The organism is Rhizobium sp. CFBP 8752 (genome assembly GCF_014842035.1).
GTDB lineage: Bacteria > Pseudomonadota > Alphaproteobacteria > Rhizobiales > Rhizobiaceae > Neorhizobium > Neorhizobium soli.
Window position 1 is genome coordinate 212275 of the sequence record NZ_JACYUZ010000005.1, and the last position, 19290, is coordinate 231564.

The window sequence follows — 19290 nt, forward strand, 5'->3', positions numbered from 1 at the left end:
GGCGCGCTAGGCATCACCGTATAAGAGGGTCTGTCGTTCGTCCGAAACCGTACAAGGCCGAAGACTGCACCGCCAGTGCAGGAACATCTCCGCCAAGTTGTGGTTCACAATCCGTTATCCAATCGGATTTCAGTCCCAACCTTTCAAGGAGAAATCATGTTCAGCTTTGACAAGCGTCTACAATATCCAGTTAAGGTCAACTCGCCCGACCCAATCTTTGCCCGCATGCTCCAGCAGGCCATCGGCGGCGTCGAAGGCGAAATCCGAGTTTGCATGCAATACTTCTTCCAGGCCTGGGGCGCTCGCGGTCCAACTACGAAATACCGTGACATGCTGCTTCATACGGCAACCGAAGAAATCGGCCACATCGAGATGCTTGCGACAGCCGTTGCGCTCAACCTCGACAAGGCCCCGGCAAGCCTTGCGGAAGCTGGTGCGGCCGACGGTATTGTTGGTGCCGTGATGGGCGGCGAGAACCCACGCCACGTGGTTGAGGGAATGCTCCATCGCCATATCCTGTCGACAGGCATGGCGGCCTTCCCAGGCAATTCCGAGGGCGTTCCTTTCGACATGTCCCACATCTACGCGAGCGGAAACCTCGCGGCCGACATGTATTGCAACGTGGCTGCCGAAAGCACGGGCCGCGTGCTTGCAACGCGGCTTTACAACGCTGCCCATGACGATGGCATGAAGGACATGCTGCATTTCATGATTGCACGCGACACGATGCATCAGCAGCAGTGGCTCGCAGTCATTGAGGAGCTTGGTGGCAACGAAGGTGCGCTTCCTATTCCCAACAGCTTCCCGCAGGAAAAGGAAGACCAGACGCACAACTACGATTTCTTCGCGACCGCGACGGATGGGTCCGTTCCTCCACCGGCACGTTGGAATGAAGGTCCGTCGATGGACGGCAAGGGACAGTTCTCCGTCTTCCAGAACGTCCCGATGGGCGAAGAGCCCGTTCTTGGACCAGCGCGTCCAGACAGCGGTGCGCAGAATGAACAGATCGGCAAGCCCTAAACGGGATAGCGGACATGGCAGAGCTTGCTGCCATGTCCTAGCCGATAATGATGGCGATTGTCGCGTTCGCGGCTTCTCTCCACGATCGACCGCAGTCCTTATTAGCGTACCGGCGAGTGCCGGTGCGCTAACAGCGTATAAGAGCGTTTGACGATCTCCGATCCATAGTCTCCTCTCCACCGACTATCGGTGACCAGAGTGCCGAGGCGAGCAGCAATTGTTCGCTCGCAGCAACCCGATGCCGCGCCGAGGTTCTCAATAGTACTTGAGACCTGAACGGAATTTGGGCTTCCTGCAATCAAGGTGTTACAATTGACGAGCATGCCACGTCGAGACTGCGTCATCATCGGTGGTGGACCGGCCGGGTTGACGGCTGCGATCTATCTCGCCCGGTTTCATCTCTCCGTAGCGGTCTTCGACGACGGGACCAGTCGAGCAGCGAGCATTCCTGTGTCTCATAATCACGCCGGCTTTCCCGGGGGGACCAATGGACGCGACCTGCTTGATCGGATGCGACGGCAGGCCGTCCAATATGGAACTGATATTCGAAGCACTCGCGTGACGGCCCTGTCCGGAGAAAGTGGGGACTTTGTCGTCTCCTCGCCTGATGGGACCCTGGAAGCCCGAACCATATTGCTTGCGACAGGGGTGACCAATCGGGAGCCCGACATGTCCAAGGAAGATCATGATGGGGCACTCAATCGCGGCTTGATACGCTATTGCCCCGTGTGTGATGGTTTCGAGGTCACGGACAAGCGGGTCGCCGTTATCGGCACGGGGTCGAAAGCCTGCAACGAGGCTGTTTTCCTTCGAAGTTACACTGCCGACATAACGCTGTTGTCACCGGACGCCGATCATGGGCTGTCGGCCAGCGAACAGACGCTCATGCATGAACTGGGCATTACAGTCATCGCTGGTCCCCTCGAATACAACGTCGGTGTCGACGCGATATCGATTGCGACATCTGACGCCATATATTCCTTCGATAGCATTTATCCGGCGCTCGGCTCCGAAATCCGGTCCGAGCTTGCAGCCGGGGTGGGGGCCATGCTGTCGCCGGAAGGCTGCATCACCGTCGACAGTCATCAGCGCACAGATATTGCTGGGTTGTACGCAGCAGGCGATGTTGTGGTCGGTCTGGATCAGATCAGCCACGCCATGGGACAGGCCGGAGTTGCCGCGACAACAATCAGAAATGATCTCGGTCGCATCCAGACATTGGTCCGCTGAATTTTGGTACTTGCAACAATGGCAGTCGCTGTCTGGAGGGGTCCGGGCTGCCGGGTGCCGGAGTTTCACATCTCGACGGAACAAAAGGAAAAGATTCTGGTTCGATTTTTCTCTGCTCAGGCCTGAGTGCCGCAGGCTCCAGGTGTTCACTCACTTAGTACGGAGGCGACATGTCACTCATGGTAGTAGCCCTGAACGGGACCCTCAAAAGGTCATCATCGTCCGAACAGTCTTCCACCGGAAGACTTCTTCATCTGATCAGCGAAGAGTTTATGAAACAGGGCGCTAGCACCGAAACGATCTGGCTCGCCGACCACGTTATCAAGCCCGGGGTCTCATCGGACGAAGGCGACGGAGACGAGTGGCCGGCCATCCGTGCGAAGATCCTCGCCGCCGACATCCTAATCGTCGGGACGCCGATATGGTTGGGGCAGCCGGGAAGCGTGGCAAAACGGGCTCTTGAGCGAATGGACGCGTTTCTTGAAGAGACGGACGATGAGGGCAGGATGGTGTCCTACGGAAAAGTAGCAGGGGTTGCCGTGGTCGGGAACGAGGACGGGGCTCATCACGTCTCCTCGCAAATCTACCAAGCCCTCAACGATCTCGGCTTCACCATTCCCGCAAACGCGCTGGCCTATTGGGTTGGCGAGGCTATGGGTTCGACCAATTTCGTCGATCTGGAACAGACGCCCGACGTGGTGACGTCAATGGTTTCGACGCTGGTGAAGAACGCGGCTCATCTCGCGAGGCTCCTGAAAAACAGCCAGTATCCTAGTGACGAGTGACCGAAACTGCGCGCTCGCTGTCCTGCGATGGCACGCGAAGGGAGTTTGCGAAGACAGGCGGGTGCTCTTGGAAAAGCGGCAGGTTGGCTAACCATCGTTCACATGACCGATGGGATTGGCGAGGACCACCTAGACAGGCGTAGATCGCCGACGGCTAAGCTCCGGCATTGCTGACACAGACGTATATTGCACCCAAGCTCAAAGCCGCTAGCTCGTTGGCATTGGTAGCATCAGTGGGCACGACGAGGACACCGGCACCTAAACCGCGGCACGTCTTTTCGACAAGCCTGAAGTGCGACCGTATTACAGTAGGCAATTCCGATCCCGGCGCCGGCGCGGGCGAAGGCGTCAGCGGCAGCTTGCCCGAGCCCCCGTGGCGATCCCATGATTACTACAACTTCTGCCTATGATCTCGGTTGTCATCGTCAATCAATTCGATGTTGATGCCGGCTCGACGGGGCGGTCTTGCTTAATCGCGGCCATACGTGCTTCGAAGCGGCGACGCGCTTCCTCGAGGGCTCCGGCATCAGCGTCCATCAATCTTACGCTGTCAGCACGACTTTAATGCAGTTGTCCTTCTTGTCCCTGAACGTCTCATAGAGCGCAGGACCATCTTCAAGCTTCGCCCGATGGGTTATGATAAAGCTAGGGTCGATCTCGCCTTCCTCGATGCGGCGAAGCAGATCAAGCGAATAGCGGTTGACGTGGGTTTGGCCGGTCCGGATCGTCAGGCCCTTGTTCATCGCAGCACCAAAGGGGATCTTATCGAGGAAGCCGCCATAGACACCAGGGACGGATACAATTCCCCCTGGGCGGCAAGCCATGATCGCGGTACGCAGAACGTGGGGCCGGTCCGTCCCGAGCAGTGTCGCTGCTTTCACCTTATCCACGATCGCATCGAAAGATGCTGTTGCGTGGGACTCCGCACCGACCGCGTCAATGCACTTGTCCGCACCGTGGCCGCCGGTCATGTCTTTGAGAATGTCCAGGATATTGTGATCGACCTCGTCGAAGTTGATGACCTCGGCGCCTGCGACCTGAGCCAATGCCAAACGCTCGGGAACGTTGTCGATAGCAATAACACGAGCGGCACCCTGCATTAGCGCGCTCTTGATACAGAACTGTCCGACGGGACCACAGCCCCAGACGGCGACGATGTCTGCCGGTTCGATCTCGCAGTTGGCTGCTGCCATCCATCCAGTCGGGAAAATGTCGCCAAGGAACAGAGCCTGCTCGTCGGTCATGCCATTGGGGATGATGATCGGCGAGACGTCGGCATAGGGAACTCGTACATATTCTGCCTGGCCGCCGGCATAGGCACCGGTCAGGTGCGAATATCCGAAGAGGCCCGCGGTCGGGTTACCGAACGCCTTGGTCGCATTATCGGCAGTGCGATTGGTGCGCTCGCAGACCGACCAGTTGCCCTTGAGGCACTGCTTGCATTCACCGCAGGAGATGGTGAAGGGCACCACGACGCGGTCGCCAACCTTGAGTTTCTTGTTGTCACGCCCAACCTCGACGACCTCGCCCATGAACTCGTGGCCGAGCACATCACCTTTTTCCATGAAAGGAATGTAGCCGTCCATAAGATGCAAATCCGAGCCGCAGATTGCGCAAGCGGTCATCTTGATAATGACGTCACGCCCATCTTCGATAATCGGATCCGGAACGCTGTCGCACCGGATGTCACCTTTGCCATGCCAGCATAATGCCTTCATCGAATTTCTCCTTGATTTAGCTGAGTGTTTTATCTGTCGCTGCGGTCCCTGCCGCGCGGGTCTGCGTAATCATCGTCAAGACGAGAGCGAGAGCGCCAATGAAGTAGATCGGCCAGCGGCGAGCGGCGGGGACGTCAAACAGCCACGGCGAAATCAGCATCGAAATGCCGAAGACGGCATCGAGCAGGAGGTGGAAACGAATCCGCAGGAACCGCACAGCACTGAGCTCATAGTCAGTCAGGAAGCTATAGAGGATGACCGCTGCGCCGAGGATGATAAGCACCACACGGGGACCACCTGTAAGATCGAGGACAAACGGGAGAGCGATCACCAAGAGGCCGACAAGGTAGTCGACGATTCCATGAAATAGTGTTGGGACGACACGCATATACCCTTCTCCATATTGCTCTTGGAATCCGTGAACCTATCAGGTTTGGCTTTGTTCCGTCGGGTACGTTACCGCACAGTTCCCGGACGCCGCCGACGGCTACATCATCTGACTGCAAGGAGACGGCCTTGTTTCACGGAAGCTTCATCGGCCTGTATTAGTCACCCGGGCGGCTGGCAGAAGGAAATTTTGCTGTCAGGCGCTACGTTTGCTTACTTGCTCACAAAATGAGGAGAGTTTTCGCAAAGTTTCCGGAGCGATCCTCAAATCGCCCGAATTCTATCGCGCTCATGATAGCTGTGTAATTACGATGGCCAGATGACCCAGAACAGGGTTCCAAGCACGATGATGTAGGCCACTGGCAGTGCCAGAAACCGGGCCATGCCAGTGTTAGTGTTTTCATGACCGACCCAAGCAAACCACCAGTTGGGACCTTGATTTCCACTTTGTGACATCCGGTTCCGCTACTTGGTAGTCCCGTATCCGGCTGGACTATTATGTTGATTTCCGGCTTCGCGGCGCTCTTGTTGCGGCGTCCGGGAGGTGTCAACGCTTTCTTTAAACCGTTGATGGCCATGCTCGATCAGCGTCTTGTCGGCTTCTTCAGTGACGTCTTTCGGCTCTGTCATAGTTAGTCCTTTCGGCATTTACGAAGAACTCAGCAATCCATAGGCAACGATAGCAATGTAGAGGCTGAAGGCCCCGAGGACGTAGATACCTACGCCAACGACAAAGCCTCTGCCCAGCATTCCCTTCCTTCGTCGTACTTCCGGTGGATCTCTCAGCCTATCCAGACTGGGTTCATTCTCGGGTTTCATGTCGACACCTTTCGATACATGAAGCGATATTCCCGGAGCCCTCTGGTTCCGATGGTGAGGCGAAAGGCTGTCGCATATGGTGACAGCCCTTCTGCGATCATCGGGCGGAGAACCACACGGCTGTCAGAATCCAAGGATCGTGAAACGTTATTGTTCCTCATCAAACAGTTTCGTCCGGAACCGTACATTTGTGGAATGTGCCAAAATGTCGAGCTTCGGTATAGTCTTCGAGGATTGAGGTTCAGATAAGTGGAAGCCTGGGCAATGCAAATATTGAGAGACAACGGGCTGACGATCGTCCTGTCGGCGCTGACCATTGTCACGATCGCGGGAATGGTCACGGGATGGTCTGTTCACAACGAAGAGATAGTGCAACTCGGCGGTACGGCGCTTTCGCTTTCGGACTACGCCGCCTCCGGTCATTTCCTTTCAGCCATATTTGAGAACTGGGAGAGCGAGTTCCTTCAGATGTCTGCTTACGTGACGCTGACTGCGATCCTGTTCCAGCGCGGATCCGCGGAATCGAAAGATCCGGATGAGACCGCGTCCCGGGGCGGGGACGCTGCCTTGAAGGCCGCCGATCGTGCGCTCCTTGGCCAGTACGAGCAGGTGGACTATTCAGGACGCTGTACTCGTACTCACTGGGCATCGCCCTCGCTCTTTTGTTCGTCACCAGCTTCCTACTCCACCTTCGCTACAGTACAGCGGCTGAAAACGCAGAAGCGGCGATGCACGGTCAGGCGGCGCAGTCCGTGACACAGCATTTGGCAAGTGCACAGTTCTGGTTTGAATCCCTTCAGAACTGGCAGTCGGAATTTCTATCGACGGCCGTACTCGTCGTGCTCTCCATATTTCTCCGCTTCCCCGGCTCGCCGGAATCGAAGCCCGTAGCTTCTCCGCATTCCGAAACTGGAAGCTGAGGCCTCGGAAGCGTATCACTGATATTAGTTCAGAAACCATTGTCGGTATTTCAGTCAACCATATCGACGAATGCGGCCGCAGAAGGAAAGGGCCTAATCGATCAAAGGCAGTGTAAGGAGATCCGCGTATTCTCCTTCGGCTTTGAAAAACCTGAAGACGTCCTGGAGATGCCGACATTCGTTCAGACCCGGCTGAGAAACTCTTCCGTTGACGAAATTTCCAATTGTACCGAGAAGCGATCACCCAACAGTTCGAGCGAAGCGTCATGCGTTTCATCCGCGCCACTGCAGACGGCATCCTTCAGTAGGATGACGCGATAGCCAAGGTCGATTGCTCCAAGGGCCGCAGCGAGGACACAAACGTCCGTTTCCCCGCCTGAAATTGCGAGTGTCTCAATACCCTCCCCAGCAAGGACGCGGTGAAGCTCACCGCTGGTCCATGGGGAATAGGTCATTTTGTCAAAGATCCGCGCTGGCGGAACCAAGGCCTTTAATGACGGAACGAGATCGACCATGTCCTGGCCCAGGCGATCTAAGGTCATGTTATCCCATTTCTCGTAGTAGCTGCGCCACATCCCGGGCATGTCCTGTGCCCGCTTAGGCGGCACGAAGCGCGTGAACACCGTCCGCTGCGGATGGCGGCGCGCAACTTCCTGGACCTGTGGGGAAACGTCTCGCATCCATGGAACATGCCACGGCGTATCCGCAGCGAACATACGCTGCATATCAATGCATAAGTGGACCCAACGATTGTCTTTCATCATCATCTCTCCGGATACGAACCGCCATCAGTGACAGCGCCTCCCTGTAAGCACTAGGCTACTCACCCTCCAATCCTGTCGGTCGGCATCACCGGCAAGGCGCGTTTATGTCCGCTCGTCCGAAAGGTTTTGAGAATACGCTGCCGTGGGTTCGGCGACTGGCTTGCCCTCCGGGAAATTGTCGATGTCCTCGTAGCTGACACCATAGACCTTCTCATCGGGACGCAGAGGCGCATCCGCTTCAAGATCCGCAGTGGGTACCTTGATCATTCGCTGGCGCGCTTTGATGTTTCCCACGTGAAAGTGCTTGCGAGCAGGCTCTACTAGATCCTCTCCCTGTGCCATCACAGCTTCGACCATGGTATCAGCTGCAGGCTTGATTTCTACCGTGACCACACGATCAGGGCCAATCACTCCAAGAGACTTCTGGGCGTCTATTTCGTCTGCCTGCTCACCATACGGAAATCGCACCGCAATGAACTGGGTGTTGTAACCATCAGCCCAGAGTTCCGAAACTGCGGCTTGCGCAAGAAGACCGGCGGCGAGCGAGTCTACGCCGCTGCTTATTCCGAGAACGAACTTCCTGCACGAGGCCTGGCATAGGTAATCGCGAAGAAAATCGACGCCACGCCGAACCTCAACCGGCACCTCAAAATTGTTTGCGACTCCGAGGGTCCGTAAAATCGATTGCTGCTCTTCGTCCATTTGAGATCAGTAGGCTGTTTCGTTTGTCGTTGCCTGCACGAGGGGATCACGACGTCAAAGGCTGGTCTTTTTCCAGTCACGGTAGGGCGTCAGCATTTGTCCGGGGAAGCGTCGTTCGATTTCTTCTTCCACGAGCGTTATTCGGGAGAGGGTTTCTTCCCGATCACTGGCATTGTCCTCGCTATGCTTTTCCAGCAAGCTCATAGCGGCAAAAACCTCGTCGCTTGTCATAGCTTCAAGCCGGGTCGCGAAATCCGAAACATCCTCGTTCAAAACGTCATTGGCTATCATCACACTCTCCCTGCATGCGCTGAAAACCATAGGAAGATGAGATTGTTCCCGACGCCGGAACTCGCCGGCGGAGCGGTGGTTTGTTCGACAGTCCGCAACAGGAGTATCTGTCATGAAAAGAACTTTCGTCCACGCTTCTATCCTTCTCGCAACGACCGGGTGACATGTTCGAAATCGAATCCAGCAAGCTCGCCCTGGAACGGTCGGACGAAAAACGATGGAGCTCCACAAGCCTCGCCCATTTGAAAGCGTAAACAGCTAAAAATCTCAGAAAAGCGAGGGGGCAGCAGTGGTATTTCTCTGTACGGGCAGGACGATATAGTTTTCAGCGGAACGATACCGTCACCCGCCTACTTGATTGTCATGACAGGAGCAGCGCAATGACGATTAGCCAACCTCGCCAGGACGGCCAGTATCCAAACAGAGGTGCTGACTGCAAAGACGCACTCAAGCTCGCTCTTCAGGATTTTATCGAGCGAGTACAGCAGCAAGGTTGGGAGATGCCTGAGAGCTTGGACGCTATAGAAGAGTTAATTGCTGAGTTTCGGACTGCCTACGAAGAAGATGCAGATCCTTCAAATAATCCCGAACAATCAAGTCTCCTCTAAGCCAGCGTCTCGGACGACGTCGCTGCAGTCGTCGCCAAGCAACTACGAGAGGGTGGCACTGTCGTTCTGAGATCACCCAAGAACTCGTGATCGTCTTCTCGACCTACGATCTGCGCTGAATGGTGACCAGATCACATCCTTTGCCTTCTTGTTCGGTCAATGATCATCAGCATCACGTTGGAGACGGCGGCTACGATGGTTTCTCCTTGTGATTGGCTGTTTTTGCTAGGACAATAGTTATTGATCGGATGTGAAACGCTGTCATAGCTATCGTGACCGCATTGAGCTTCGTTCCCTATAAGTTGCGATCTTCCTAATAGGCAGAAGGCCAGGTCAAGGGCCATCCTGACTTGCCCTTCGCCTGCTTCCCCGAAATTGGGGGCTCCCCATCCACAATGCTTCTTTAATCAGAATCACTCATATTCGTGCTGCCTCTGGTGCCGCAATACCAGTAGCTCAGCGAGCATGTCGGCAGTAATTGGTACCTGCTCCCGACATGCTCTGAACTGATGGGGTGGATCCCCCTCCGGCCGGCATCGGAGTATGATGCCTGCCCAGCGCCATGGTGGCGCTCACGGAGGAAAGGCAGATGACACAGGTGCATATCCTCGCGATCGACCTCGCGAAGCGAAGCTTCTAAGTCTGTGGAACGGATCGCAGCGGCGCGTGTGTGGATGCCCCCGGTTTGGCAAGAAGATATTTTTGACGGCTGTCTGCGAACGAGGAATTCTATCGGTCGTGTGTCAGGCCTCTCGATGTGGCCTGATTAGCCACGGGCGGGATGCAGTTCGAAGAATAGGGGCCACATCGGTTCAGAGAACTTTTCGCTCGAGCGCCGGGACTGGTTTAACCCAATTCTGAACATTGAAGTGCTTTCTGCATCGTTCCGTCAGTCGATCTTCCTACCGGGGATTTTGGCCACAGGCATATCCGCATTGCCTTTGGAGAAAGGCAGCAGATTACGCCATTCTGTAATTCTGCTTGCGCCAAGAGGTTTTAGCACTGAGTCGAGTCGAAGAAGGGAGGAATACTCCGCATTTAGTGAGTGCTGTCACCACCTTCCGATTTCCTCACTTCTCCGCAGCGATGGCTGTTGAGAGCTCCCAAACATGGGGGGCAGAGGTCACCAGTTCCTTGAGGTCCTTCGGGTTTTTTGCTCCTTCGACTTCCTTCTTCCCGAGCACTGCGGCAGTTGCGAAGGCTACCATCCTTTGTCCTGCGAACTTCATGTTTTCCGGATTCTGCGTTTGCAGGATATGGGGCCCAAGAAAGACGCTGATATCTTTCAGTCCCTTCGCACGCTTATAGGTGTCCAGCGATCCTTCCAAGCCCTCGACGTAGTCCCAGGTGCCTTTGATAATCTGCAGCCCCGGCCATTTGTCCACGTTCGCCGGCACCACCGAGTCGACATAGTAGGTGGTGTTGAAGTCAACGCGGAGCGCGCCTTCGACGGCATCATGCCCGGCTAAGCGAAAGCCTAGACCTGCCGAATTGGGGCCGTAGAGAATGGCACCCTTGACGTTGGAAAGGCCGACAGGCTTGGCGCAGTTGGGTTCCGCGACGTCATAGTTGCAATTTTCGACAAAATTCTTGTGCATGAACCACTGAGTGGCGTAGGAGCCGCGCGAGTAGCCGCCAACAACAACGGGTATTTCGCGAAAAGATGCGCCATCACGCAAAATCTTCGCCGCTTCGCCGCCTTGTGAGAGCTTGCCATCTGGCCCAAGCACCCGCAAACCAGCGCCGGTTTCGAGCTGCTCCAGTTCTCGGAACATGTCGTTGGCCTGCTCGGCACTGTTGAAACCGTTTCGACCACCAGATATCCCGTTTCCGCGGCGATCGGTGATGAGGACGTCAAAACCTGCGATGTTCAAATCTGATAGAAAGCTGCGCCAATGACGAATGCCCGGCTCCTCGGTTAGCTCGTCGCTCTTGGCAGGGCTGTAGTCTCCGGTTGTCACGTCGACGGTAAATGGCGCGGTCTTCGTATTGTCGATCGCGGTAAATTCGCTGCCGCCGCCATTGTTCATGATAACAAGGCCGCGGATCTTCTGGCCATCATCGGCGGTCACGCCGTCAGCCCTAATATACCAGCCACGCAGCTTGATGTCGCCAGTGAACTTTAGATGTCGTTGTTCATAGCTATCGCGCGGCACAGTGAATTCGACAATGCTGGTTCGCTTGTCCGCATGGGCGATGGCTTCGCTGTAAGGTGCATGTCCGAAATAGGACGGTCGACGAACACTCGCAAGATCGACCATGCCGTCGAAGTCAATCGCGCCTTTCTTATCGACCTTTCCCGTATCGCGTGGCTCGAACTTGGCAAAACCTTTCGCTGCGGCAAGCGTTTTTTCGGCACAAGCCGGATCGGTTTTGCAGGCTACCCACTTTTCGCGAACGCGAGCGTTAGAGAAATCTTTGATATAGAAATCGTCAGGCGAGACGCCGAGCGGTAGAAGCTGGTTTGTGGGCGTGAAGGGGACGCATACTTTTTTCCCGTCCCAGTCAGCTACATAGCCTGGAAGCTCGCCGTTGCGGTCGACGTTCACCCGAGCGCTACATTCGGGTGTCGGAGTATCCCTGTTGACGATCGGCTCGCCGGCAGTTTGCGCAATAGCGCATGAGCCGCTTAGTGCAACAAGGATCGATGTAGCCGATAAAAGGCTTGAACGCAGCATGATTTTTCTCCCCGCCAGATACGCCTGCACGAATGACGTCTATGTCTTCTGATCTAGTGGCCAATCAGCAATTGACCAGTAACGGCATTGATTTGAACCACCGTGCGGCTTGGCAAAAAAGCGGAACTGCGAGGATCGCGTAAGAATGGCAGCTTAGGTGGCGGAGCTCGTGGCACGCCGCGGACCTTCGACAATGCATTGAAGGTGCTGAGCTCGACTGTTCAGACCGCCGCCTGACGAAGCCGAGGATGAGCGCCTCGGATCCTCTCCGATGAAAGTGGGATCATATCTGGACGGCCCTGCTGTTGCGTCGGCTGTGCGGACATTACAAGCGCGCGATCTCCACAAACTCCATCTCGTTGCCCCGAGCGTTGAGAGCGCTTGAGTGCCGTTCGACTTCGTGATTACCGAGCAACAGGCGGGCTATTCCTCGACAATGTTCGATGGCACCTTTCAGCTGCAGGTTATCTCTGAAGGGATGAGCACTACAACGAGCGGCGTCAGATCGATCTCGCGCTTACGGGTTTTGAGGGTTGTCTACGTTACGCGGAGGAAATCTGTCGGAACCTGCATCGCGGCAGGAAGTTTGGGCAAGATTGCACCAGGTGATCACACGCATCAATCACTCTGAGTGTTGGAGAAATCACCCAACGAAAGGTATGGAGCGATCTATGTGTTCAATCAACGACGGCGCAGTAGGCGAGGATAAAGTACAACGTCGCCGGTGTCGTTCTTCCCCCTACCATGCAGACAAAATGACAGGGAAGGAGCTGATTTCAGGCATTCACAATTTTGGGGACGTGCTTGTGGCGGCAGTCTTATGGGCAGCCTCCATGTGCTGCGTCATTGTCGCAGGATCCCTTGTGATGCTTGCATAAGTCGCAAGATTGGTTTGGCTCTGCGAACACTGAGCTGCTAGCCATCGTAGCGATGACTAGTCCACGTTCTGGCATAGTTTACGGGACTTCATATCAAGTGGTCGCAGCTCAGTTCTCGTCGAAAGATTGGTGTCACCGCTCAATCGCCATTCACCACGGGCTCGATACCGGCGCGAGCCTTAGCTTCATTCGGTACAAGCCAGTGGATAGAGCGTAACATGAATCTTATCGGCTCCACCTCGACGCCGCAGTGAGGCAGAGCAAGGTTCGCTGCTTGAAGGTGGTCGATGTAGGATCGCCGTGTGGCAGCCTCTCCTTTCTCGTTCACCAAGGTATCGCGGTCCGTGTCCTTGCCACTGTCTTTGCCAAGAACGCTTGTTCCAGCGATCGCGTCCATCAGATCATCTAGCGCCTGAAAGGCAGAGCCAACGTGGAAGGCGAATTCCGTCAGCGCCGTCTCCTCCTGGACGGGCCGTTGCGAAAGGACCGAGGCCATATCCGCCATAGCTGCGAAGAGCTTTCCGGTCTTCAACCAGTTCTTCTGCTCGACGTCCAGCGACGTACCGCTGACACCCCTGAGATCGATTTCTTGGCCCGCCGCAAGACCTGTGTGCCCAACAGCATGGCTCAGCACCGCCGCCATCCGCACGCGGACATGATCCGGCACGCCTTCGACAGTCGAAAGAATGCGGATGCCCAGCGTCAACAGCGATATGGCCGCGAGAATAGCCGTCGCCTGACCGAATGCCTTGTGGGTTGTGGGTTTCTGTCTCCTGAGCTCCGCGTCGTCCATGCAGGGCAGGTCGTCGAGGATCAAGGATGCGGTGTGCACCATTTCAACCGCGCAGCCGATGTCGATTGCGGCATTAAGGCAGTCATCACGATTAACTGTCATCACGAAGATCAGCGGCCTGAACCGTTTCCCGCCGCCGAGCAGCGCGTGGCTCATAGCTGATAGCAGGTTCGGCGGCGCGTACTCATCGGTTTCGAGGAGAGATTGCAGCCTGTTCTCGATTCTCGAGCGCAGCTCGCTGATCGTCTTTCCGAGAAGCTCATCGCCGACAAAAGCCTGCAGCCACTTCGTGTCTATCGTCTGCTTGCTAGCCGCATCAAAAGTTGTCGATTTTTGAGCCTGTGTGCCGGACATTCAGCAAGCCTACCCTATATAACGTTTTCAGTTCCGGCTTACCGGTTGCTCGAACATATCTGTAGCACACACCGCTGGATGAAAGGCCCCTATGCTCGCGGAACGAAAAAAACAGCATTTAGATATAGTTCTTAGCGGGCATGGTTCTTCGACAGGTGTTGGAACAGGTTTCGAAAGGGTTCGCTTCGAGCATGTTGCACTACCTGAAATTGATATGTCAGCTATTGATTTGACGACGGAATTTCTAGGGAGGAAACTCTCGGGTCCTTTTCTCGTCAGCTCGATGACCGGTGGTGCACAACAGGCTCAGGAAATCAATCACAATATCGCTATCGCCTGCGAAGCCGCTGGGATCGCTTTCGCGGTTGGATCGCAGCGCGTAGCTATCGAGACGAATTCGGACTGGGGGATGAATCGCGAGTTGCGTCGCCTGGCGCCCTCCGTCCCGATTCTGGCGAATATCGGCGCAGCGCAGCTCAACACCGGCTACGGCATCGATCAGGCGCGCCGCGCGATCGAGATGATCGATGCGGACGCGCTGATCATTCACCTGAACCCATTGCAGGAAGCAGTCCAGCCGGAAGGCGATCGCAACTGGCGCGGGCTGACGGAGAAGATCGGTCTGCTCAGCCAATCGCTGCACGTGCCTCTGGTCGTCAAGGAAGTCGGCTCGGCGGTCTCGCCGATGGTTGCTCAGAAACTGGCATCGCTCGGAGTCGGCATCATCGACGTTGCGGGAGCGGGGGGTACGAGCTGGGCAGCTGTCGAAGCACAGCGTGCGACGACCGCTTCCGAGGCCGCCATCGCATCGGCTTTCGTCGACTGGGGACAGCCGACGGCATATGCGATTTCGGCGATCCGGTTGTCCCTCCCGGACATCTTTATCATCGGTTCAGGCGGCGTGCGCAACGGCGTCGACGCGGCGAAGGCCATCCGGATGGGAGCAAATATCGTCGGCCAGGCCGCGTCGGTGCTTCGTTCGGCAACTTCGTCACCCGAGGCAGTCGCAGATCACTTCGAGGTCATGTCGGCGCAGCTGAGGGTCGCGTGTTTCTGTACAGGCTCGTCCAATCTCGCAGATCTCAGGATCGCGAGGCTTGAAGCTACATCCTACCCCTGATGGTCGATCCTGTAGCATCTGAAGCGACAACGCCAGCGAAGACTGAAACCGCCGCCACTGCGGGGCGCGACCTCGCTGGTGCCGGCAATAGCGAGCGGATGGAGAGCGGGTCGCACGATCTGTCGCTGCCCATCGTGCTCGTCGGGGCAGGTCTTGCCAGCGCAGTCATCGGGCAACGGCTCTCGACTGTCCGTGATGCGCCACCGATCGTCATTCTCGAAGCCACGGACACGCCCTTCGGCGAGCATACCTGGTCCTTCCACACAGCGGATCTGCAACCCTCCAGCCTTGCCTGGATAGCGCCCCTGATCGCCCACGAATGGGACGGACAATCGGTGCGGTTCGGCAGCTATGCGCGCCACCTTCCGTCCGGATATGCTTCACTGACATCGGCATCCGTCAGCGAAGCCATCGAACGTCTGCCAAATGTGTCGCTCAGTAAGAACACCGAGGTTACTGCGCTTTCGGCTGCTCAGGTCACGTTCGCCAATGGCAGTACGCAGGCCGCGTCATGTGTCATCGATTGCCGTGGCTATCGACCAAGCGCGTCGATGGTGCTCGGCTACCAGAAGTTCGTCGGCCTCGAAGTGGAGCTTTCGGAGCCTCACGGCTTGCCGCATCCGGTCATAATGGACGCAACGGTCGACCAGCTCGACGGCTACCGATTCGTCTACCTGCTTCCAATGTCGCCGACGCGCGTGCTGATCGAAGACACACGCTACTCGGAAGGCGCCGATCTCGACGATGCGGTGATATCAGAGGATATCCACACCTATGCCACCCGCCAGGGTTGGGATATCACGCAGGTCGTCCGCCGCGAGAATGGCGTTCTGCCGATCGTGCTTGCGCATGATTTCGAGCGTTTCTGGTCGGAATTGCCGGCGGATATCCCCCATGCTGGTCTACGCGCCGGCCTGTTCCATCCGACCACTGGTTACAGCTTGCCGGATGCGGTCCACGGCGCTGATCTGATCGGCGAGAACTGGCCCATCGGCAGCGCCGCTCTGGCCCGTGCGATCCGCGGACATGCCGCCCGCCAACACAAGAAGCAGGGTTTCTACCGCCTGCTGAACAGAATGCTGTTCCTTGCCGCGGAGCCTGATCGGCGCCATCTCGTGCTCGAACGTTTCTACAAGCTACCGACGCCACTGATCGAACGGTTTTATGCCGGACGGACAACGATGACCGATATTCTGCGCATTCTTACCGGAAAGCCTCCGGTCCCCATCCATAGGGCGCTCGCATGTTTGAGCGAGGCCAAGTTGTTCGAGAACGGATCCTCATGAGTGGAAGCAAGAAAACAGCAGCGGTGATCGGTGCAGGCTTCGGCGGGCTCGCGCTCGCCATCCGGCTTCAGAGCGCCGGCATCCAGACGGTCGTCTATGAGAAGCGCGACAAGCCGGGTGGCCGCGCCTATGTCTACACCGATGACGGCTTCACCTTCGATGCAGGCCCGACCGTCATCACGGATCCGGACTGTCTCGAACAGCTGTGGGCCCTTTCCGGACGGCGGCTATCCGACGATGTGACCCTTCTTCCGGTGTCGCCATTTTACCAATTGTGCTGGGAAGACGGCTACCGCTTCGACTATGCCGACGATCAGGTGGAGATCGATCGGCAGATCGCTGCAAAATCGCCTGAGGATGTCGAGGGTTACCGGCGCTTCCTTGCCTATTCCGAAGACCTCTACCGGGAGGGCTACGAAAAGCTCGGAACGGTGCCGTTTTTGAACTTCTGGTCGATGGCGAAGGTTGCGCCGCAACTGATACGGCTGGAAAGCCATCGCAGCGTCTATTCCAAGGTCAGCCAGTTCATCAAGGACGATCAACTGCGCCAGGCCTTCAGCTTCCACTCCCTGCTGGTTGGCGGCAATCCCTTCCGCACCTCTTCGATCTACGGCCTCATCCATGCGCTCGAACGCAAGGGCGGTGTGTGGTTTGCCAAGGGCGGAACCGGCGCGCTGATTGCCGGCATGGTCAAGCACTTCGAAAGGCTTGGCGGGACGATCCAGCTCAATGCCGAAATCGACCGCATCGAGGCTCGGGACAACAAGGTCTCCGGCGTCACCTTGAAGGATGGCACCAGCCGGAGCTTCGACCAGATCGCGTCGAATGCCGATGTCGTGCACACCTACAAGCATATGCTTCGCGATACGAACCGTGGCCGGGCAAACGGTCGCGCGCTGGAGAAGAAAAGCTACTCCATGTCGCTTTTCGTCGTCTACTTCGGCCTGAAGACCGAGCATCCCGAACTCAAGCATCACATGGTCCTGTTCGGTAACAGGTACAAAGAACTCATCTCGGAAATCTTTGCAACGGACGGCCTGGCAGAAGACTTTTCGCTCTACCTGCACTCGCCTTCCGTGACCGATGACAGTCTCGCTCCTCCGGGATCGAGCGCTTATTACGTGCTGTCGCCCGTGCCGCATCTCGGCACCGCTGATATCGACTGGAGCTTCGAGGGTCCGAAATATCGCGACCGGATCCTCCAGTATCTGAACGACCGCTATATTCCCAATCTCCTCAAAGACCTGGTGACCGTCCGGCACTTCACACCCTTCGATTTCCGCGACGAGCTCAACGCCCATCACGGATCGGCCTTCTCCGTCGAACCCATCCTGACGCAAAGTGCCTGGTTCAGGCCTCATAACCGCGACGACAGTTTCTCCAACCTTTACGTGGTCGGAGCGGGCACACACCCCGGCGCTGGCATTCCGGGCGTGGTCGGATCCGCGAAGGCAACTGCCGGATTGATGATCGAGGATGCGCTAAAGTGAGCGATGCCGTTATCACAAGCAGCGAGCAATCCATTGCCCAAGGATCGCAGAGTTTCGCCACAGCCGCGCGGCTGTTCGATCGCAGGACGCGTGACGATGCGGTGATGCTATATGCGTGGTGCCGCTACTGTGACGATGTGATCGACGGGCAGACGTTGGGGCATGACCAAGCCGACGACTTCCGCGACGGCCAGCAGAATCGGCTAGGGCTTCTGCGGCAGCAGACCGCGGCAGCTTTGCGCGGCGGTCAGACGAATGAGCCGGTCTTCGAGGCTCTCCGTCGGGTGGTTGATCGCCACCAGATTCCGGCCCGCCATCCCGAAGAGCTGCTTACCGGTTTCGAGATGGACGTGGTGGACCGCAGCTACGCCACTATCGAAGACACGCTCGACTATTGCTACCATGTGGCAGGGGTCGTCGGCGTGATGATGGCGATGATCATGGGGGTTCGCGACCCCCGTGTGCTCGATAGAGCCTGCGACCTCGGCATCGCGTTTCAGCTGACCAATATCGCCCGCGACGTGGTGGAGGATGCGCGGGCGGGGCGGTGCTATGTGCCGGCGGATGTTCTTGCCCGGCACGGCATCAGCGAGATCGATCTTGACGATAGCGCGCAACGCGCACATCTCCATGCGGCAGCCGTCGAACTTCTCGACCTTGCGGAAGCCTACTACCAGTCGGCCTATCAGGGACTGGCTTCACTCCCGCCGCGCTCGGCTTGGGCAATCGCGACCGCGCGTCGCGTCTACCGGGCGATCGGCACCAAGCTCCGGACAGCAGGTCCGAACGCCTGGGACAAACGCGTCTCGACGACGAAGGCCGAGAAGGCCGCGCTGTTGAGCGTCGCGCTTGGAGACGTGGCGCGCTCGCGCCTTCGTATGCAGGAGGTTCCCCGGCAGGGGCTCTGGCAACGTCCGTGATTATGCCCGGACGTCGCGCTTGTCCTCACCTCCGGCCGGTGGCGGGCTTAACTTCTGCTTGTTTTCCTGCAACTCCTTGACGAGCGTGTCCGCGGTCTTCGCGTAGACGAAGCCGAAGGATACGCAACCATCGCGACCTTCGACCGCATGATGAAGCCGGTGCGCCTGATAGACGCGCTTCAGGTAACCCTTGCGCGGAATGTAGCGAAACGGCCAGCGCTGATGAACCAAACCGTCATGCATGAAGAAATACAGAACGCCGTAGACGGAAACGCCGACCGCGATCCACCATAGCGGCCAGTACCAGTTGCCGATGAAGAACATGGCGACCGAGATGACGGCAAAAATGACGGCGTAGAGATCGTTCTTTTCCAACGCGTGGTCATGGGGCTCGTGGTGGGACTTGTGCCACCGCCATCCCCAGCCGTGCATGATGTGCTTATGTGACCATGCGGCAAACCATTCCATGAAGACGACGGTTCCGATGACCAGCGCGGCCGGGACCAGATAGTTCATAAGATTCTCCA

The 19290-nt window shown here is 57.0% G+C and carries 16 protein-coding genes and 2 pseudogenes; 9 read left to right on the forward strand and 9 right to left on the reverse strand.

Annotated elements, in window-relative coordinates:
* The first annotated feature begins 156 nt into the window (after positions 1 to 156).
* From IFT59_RS21435 to IFT59_RS21445, 3 genes are all read left to right on the forward strand, one after another.
* The gene (locus IFT59_RS21435; RefSeq protein ID WP_113165900.1) at positions 157 to 1020 is read left to right on the forward strand and encodes a manganese catalase family protein; all 864 of its coding nucleotides are present in this window, start codon (positions 157 to 159) and stop codon (positions 1018 to 1020) included.
* A gap of 321 nt (positions 1021 to 1341) precedes the next feature.
* On the forward strand, positions 1342 to 2250 hold the full coding sequence (locus IFT59_RS21440; protein WP_192088297.1) for an NAD(P)/FAD-dependent oxidoreductase: 909 nt from the start codon (positions 1342 to 1344) through the stop codon (positions 2248 to 2250).
* Positions 2251 to 2420: 170 nt separating this feature from the next.
* Entirely contained in the window at positions 2421 to 3035 is a 615-nt protein-coding gene (locus IFT59_RS21445) for a flavodoxin family protein (protein WP_113165898.1), read from the forward strand.
* A gap of 542 nt (positions 3036 to 3577) precedes the next feature.
* Here IFT59_RS21445 and IFT59_RS21450 read toward each other — a convergent pair.
* From IFT59_RS21450 to IFT59_RS21460, 3 genes are all read right to left on the reverse strand, one after another.
* The gene (locus tag IFT59_RS21450; protein ID WP_192088227.1) at positions 3578 to 4753 is read right to left on the reverse strand and encodes a zinc-dependent alcohol dehydrogenase; all 1176 of its coding nucleotides are present in this window, start codon (positions 4751 to 4753) and stop codon (positions 3578 to 3580) included.
* Positions 4754 to 4769: 16 nt separating this feature from the next.
* Positions 4770 to 5141 (reverse strand): SPW repeat domain-containing protein, encoded by a 372-nt coding sequence (locus IFT59_RS21455; RefSeq protein ID WP_113165896.1) that lies wholly within the window; start codon positions 5139 to 5141, stop codon positions 4770 to 4772.
* Between the two features lie 464 nt (positions 5142 to 5605).
* Positions 5606 to 5770: a hypothetical protein gene (locus IFT59_RS21460; RefSeq protein ID WP_162734820.1), complete on the reverse strand. Its 165-nt coding sequence runs from the start codon at positions 5768 to 5770 to the stop codon at positions 5606 to 5608.
* Positions 5771 to 6223: 453 nt separating this feature from the next.
* Here IFT59_RS21460 and IFT59_RS21465 point away from each other — a divergent pair.
* Positions 6224 to 6879 (forward strand): annotated as a pseudogene (locus IFT59_RS21465) (DUF6766 family protein).
* Positions 6880 to 7061: 182 nt separating this feature from the next.
* On the opposite strand, the gene IFT59_RS21470 reads toward IFT59_RS21465, so the two are convergent.
* The 3 genes and pseudogenes from IFT59_RS21470 to IFT59_RS21480 form a co-directional block, all read right to left on the reverse strand.
* Positions 7062 to 7640, reverse strand: a complete 579-nt coding sequence (locus tag IFT59_RS21470) for a cysteine hydrolase family protein (RefSeq protein ID WP_113165965.1) — start codon at positions 7638 to 7640, stop codon at positions 7062 to 7064.
* A 62-nt stretch (positions 7641 to 7702) separates the two neighbouring features.
* Positions 7703 to 8345: pseudogene (locus IFT59_RS21475) on the reverse strand (ammonia-dependent NAD(+) synthetase).
* A gap of 54 nt (positions 8346 to 8399) precedes the next feature.
* A complete protein-coding gene (locus IFT59_RS21480) occupies positions 8400 to 8750 on the reverse strand; it encodes a hypothetical protein (protein WP_446737854.1) in 351 nt (116 codons plus the stop codon).
* Positions 8751 to 9016: 266 nt separating this feature from the next.
* Here IFT59_RS21480 and IFT59_RS21485 point away from each other — a divergent pair, with 266 nt between their 5' ends.
* Positions 9017 to 9244: a hypothetical protein gene (locus tag IFT59_RS21485; protein ID WP_113165895.1), complete on the forward strand. Its 228-nt coding sequence runs from the start codon at positions 9017 to 9019 to the stop codon at positions 9242 to 9244.
* Positions 9245 to 10314: 1070 nt separating this feature from the next.
* Here the strand turns inward: IFT59_RS21485 and IFT59_RS21490 are convergent.
* Together IFT59_RS21490 and IFT59_RS21495 are read right to left on the reverse strand one after the other, a co-directional pair.
* The gene (locus IFT59_RS21490; protein ID WP_249407691.1) at positions 10315 to 11922 is read right to left on the reverse strand and encodes an alpha/beta hydrolase; all 1608 of its coding nucleotides are present in this window, start codon (positions 11920 to 11922) and stop codon (positions 10315 to 10317) included.
* A gap of 1017 nt (positions 11923 to 12939) precedes the next feature.
* A complete protein-coding gene (locus tag IFT59_RS21495; RefSeq protein WP_113165894.1) occupies positions 12940 to 13947 on the reverse strand; it encodes a polyprenyl synthetase family protein in 1008 nt (335 codons plus the stop codon).
* A 91-nt stretch (positions 13948 to 14038) separates the two neighbouring features.
* On the opposite strand from IFT59_RS21495, the gene fni reads away from it, so the two are divergent.
* From fni to IFT59_RS21515, 4 genes are read left to right on the forward strand one after another with little or no spacing between them, the layout of a single operon-like run.
* A complete protein-coding gene (fni, locus tag IFT59_RS21500) occupies positions 14039 to 15067 on the forward strand; it encodes a type 2 isopentenyl-diphosphate Delta-isomerase (RefSeq protein ID WP_113165893.1) in 1029 nt (342 codons plus the stop codon).
* Complete coding sequence (gene crtY, locus IFT59_RS21505) at positions 15067 to 16353, forward strand: lycopene beta-cyclase CrtY (protein ID WP_197978189.1); 1287 nt, start codon at positions 15067 to 15069, stop codon at positions 16351 to 16353. The genes fni and crtY overlap by 1 nt, the downstream gene beginning before the upstream one ends.
* Entirely contained in the window at positions 16350 to 17843 is a 1494-nt protein-coding gene (locus IFT59_RS21510) for a phytoene desaturase (RefSeq protein WP_113165892.1), read from the forward strand. Before crtY ends, IFT59_RS21510 begins: the two co-directional genes overlap by 4 nt.
* Entirely contained in the window at positions 17840 to 18763 is a 924-nt protein-coding gene (locus tag IFT59_RS21515) for a squalene/phytoene synthase family protein (protein WP_113165891.1), read from the forward strand. The genes IFT59_RS21510 and IFT59_RS21515 overlap by 4 nt, the downstream gene beginning before the upstream one ends.
* Here IFT59_RS21515 and IFT59_RS21520 read toward each other — a convergent pair whose 3' ends face one another.
* Positions 18764 to 19279, reverse strand: coding sequence for a sterol desaturase family protein (locus IFT59_RS21520; protein WP_113112029.1), 516 nt, complete (start codon positions 19277 to 19279; stop codon positions 18764 to 18766).
* Positions 19280 to 19290 lie beyond the last annotated feature (11 nt).

Bases quoted from the DNA above. Each gene is read 5' to 3' on its own strand.
- crtY (WP_197978189.1), top strand. From the start codon at position 15,067: ATGGTCGATCCTGTAGCATCTGAAGCGACAACGCCAGCGAAGACTGAA.
- IFT59_RS21520 (WP_113112029.1), bottom strand. From the start codon at position 19,279: ATGAACTATCTGGTCCCGGCCGCGCTGGTCATCGGAACCGTCGTCTTC.
- IFT59_RS21460 (WP_162734820.1), bottom strand. From the start codon at position 5,770: ATGACAGAGCCGAAAGACGTCACTGAAGAAGCCGACAAGACGCTGATC.
- IFT59_RS21510 (WP_113165892.1), top strand. From the start codon at position 16,350: ATGAGTGGAAGCAAGAAAACAGCAGCGGTGATCGGTGCAGGCTTCGGC.
- IFT59_RS21435 (WP_113165900.1), top strand. From the start codon at position 157: ATGTTCAGCTTTGACAAGCGTCTACAATATCCAGTTAAGGTCAACTCG.
- fni (WP_113165893.1), top strand. From the start codon at position 14,039: ATGCTCGCGGAACGAAAAAAACAGCATTTAGATATAGTTCTTAGCGGG.
- IFT59_RS21480 (WP_446737854.1), bottom strand. From the start codon at position 8,750: ATGACAGATACTCCTGTTGCGGACTGTCGAACAAACCACCGCTCCGCC.
- IFT59_RS21495 (WP_113165894.1), bottom strand. From the start codon at position 13,947: ATGTCCGGCACACAGGCTCAAAAATCGACAACTTTTGATGCGGCTAGC.
- IFT59_RS21445 (WP_113165898.1), top strand. From the start codon at position 2,421: ATGTCACTCATGGTAGTAGCCCTGAACGGGACCCTCAAAAGGTCATCA.
- IFT59_RS21485 (WP_113165895.1), top strand. From the start codon at position 9,017: ATGACGATTAGCCAACCTCGCCAGGACGGCCAGTATCCAAACAGAGGT.
- IFT59_RS21440 (WP_192088297.1), top strand. From the start codon at position 1,342: ATGCCACGTCGAGACTGCGTCATCATCGGTGGTGGACCGGCCGGGTTG.
- IFT59_RS21470 (WP_113165965.1), bottom strand. From the start codon at position 7,640: ATGAAAGACAATCGTTGGGTCCACTTATGCATTGATATGCAGCGTATG.
- IFT59_RS21450 (WP_192088227.1), bottom strand. From the start codon at position 4,753: ATGAAGGCATTATGCTGGCATGGCAAAGGTGACATCCGGTGCGACAGC.
- IFT59_RS21455 (WP_113165896.1), bottom strand. From the start codon at position 5,141: ATGCGTGTCGTCCCAACACTATTTCATGGAATCGTCGACTACCTTGTC.
- IFT59_RS21490 (WP_249407691.1), bottom strand. From the start codon at position 11,922: ATGCTGCGTTCAAGCCTTTTATCGGCTACATCGATCCTTGTTGCACTA.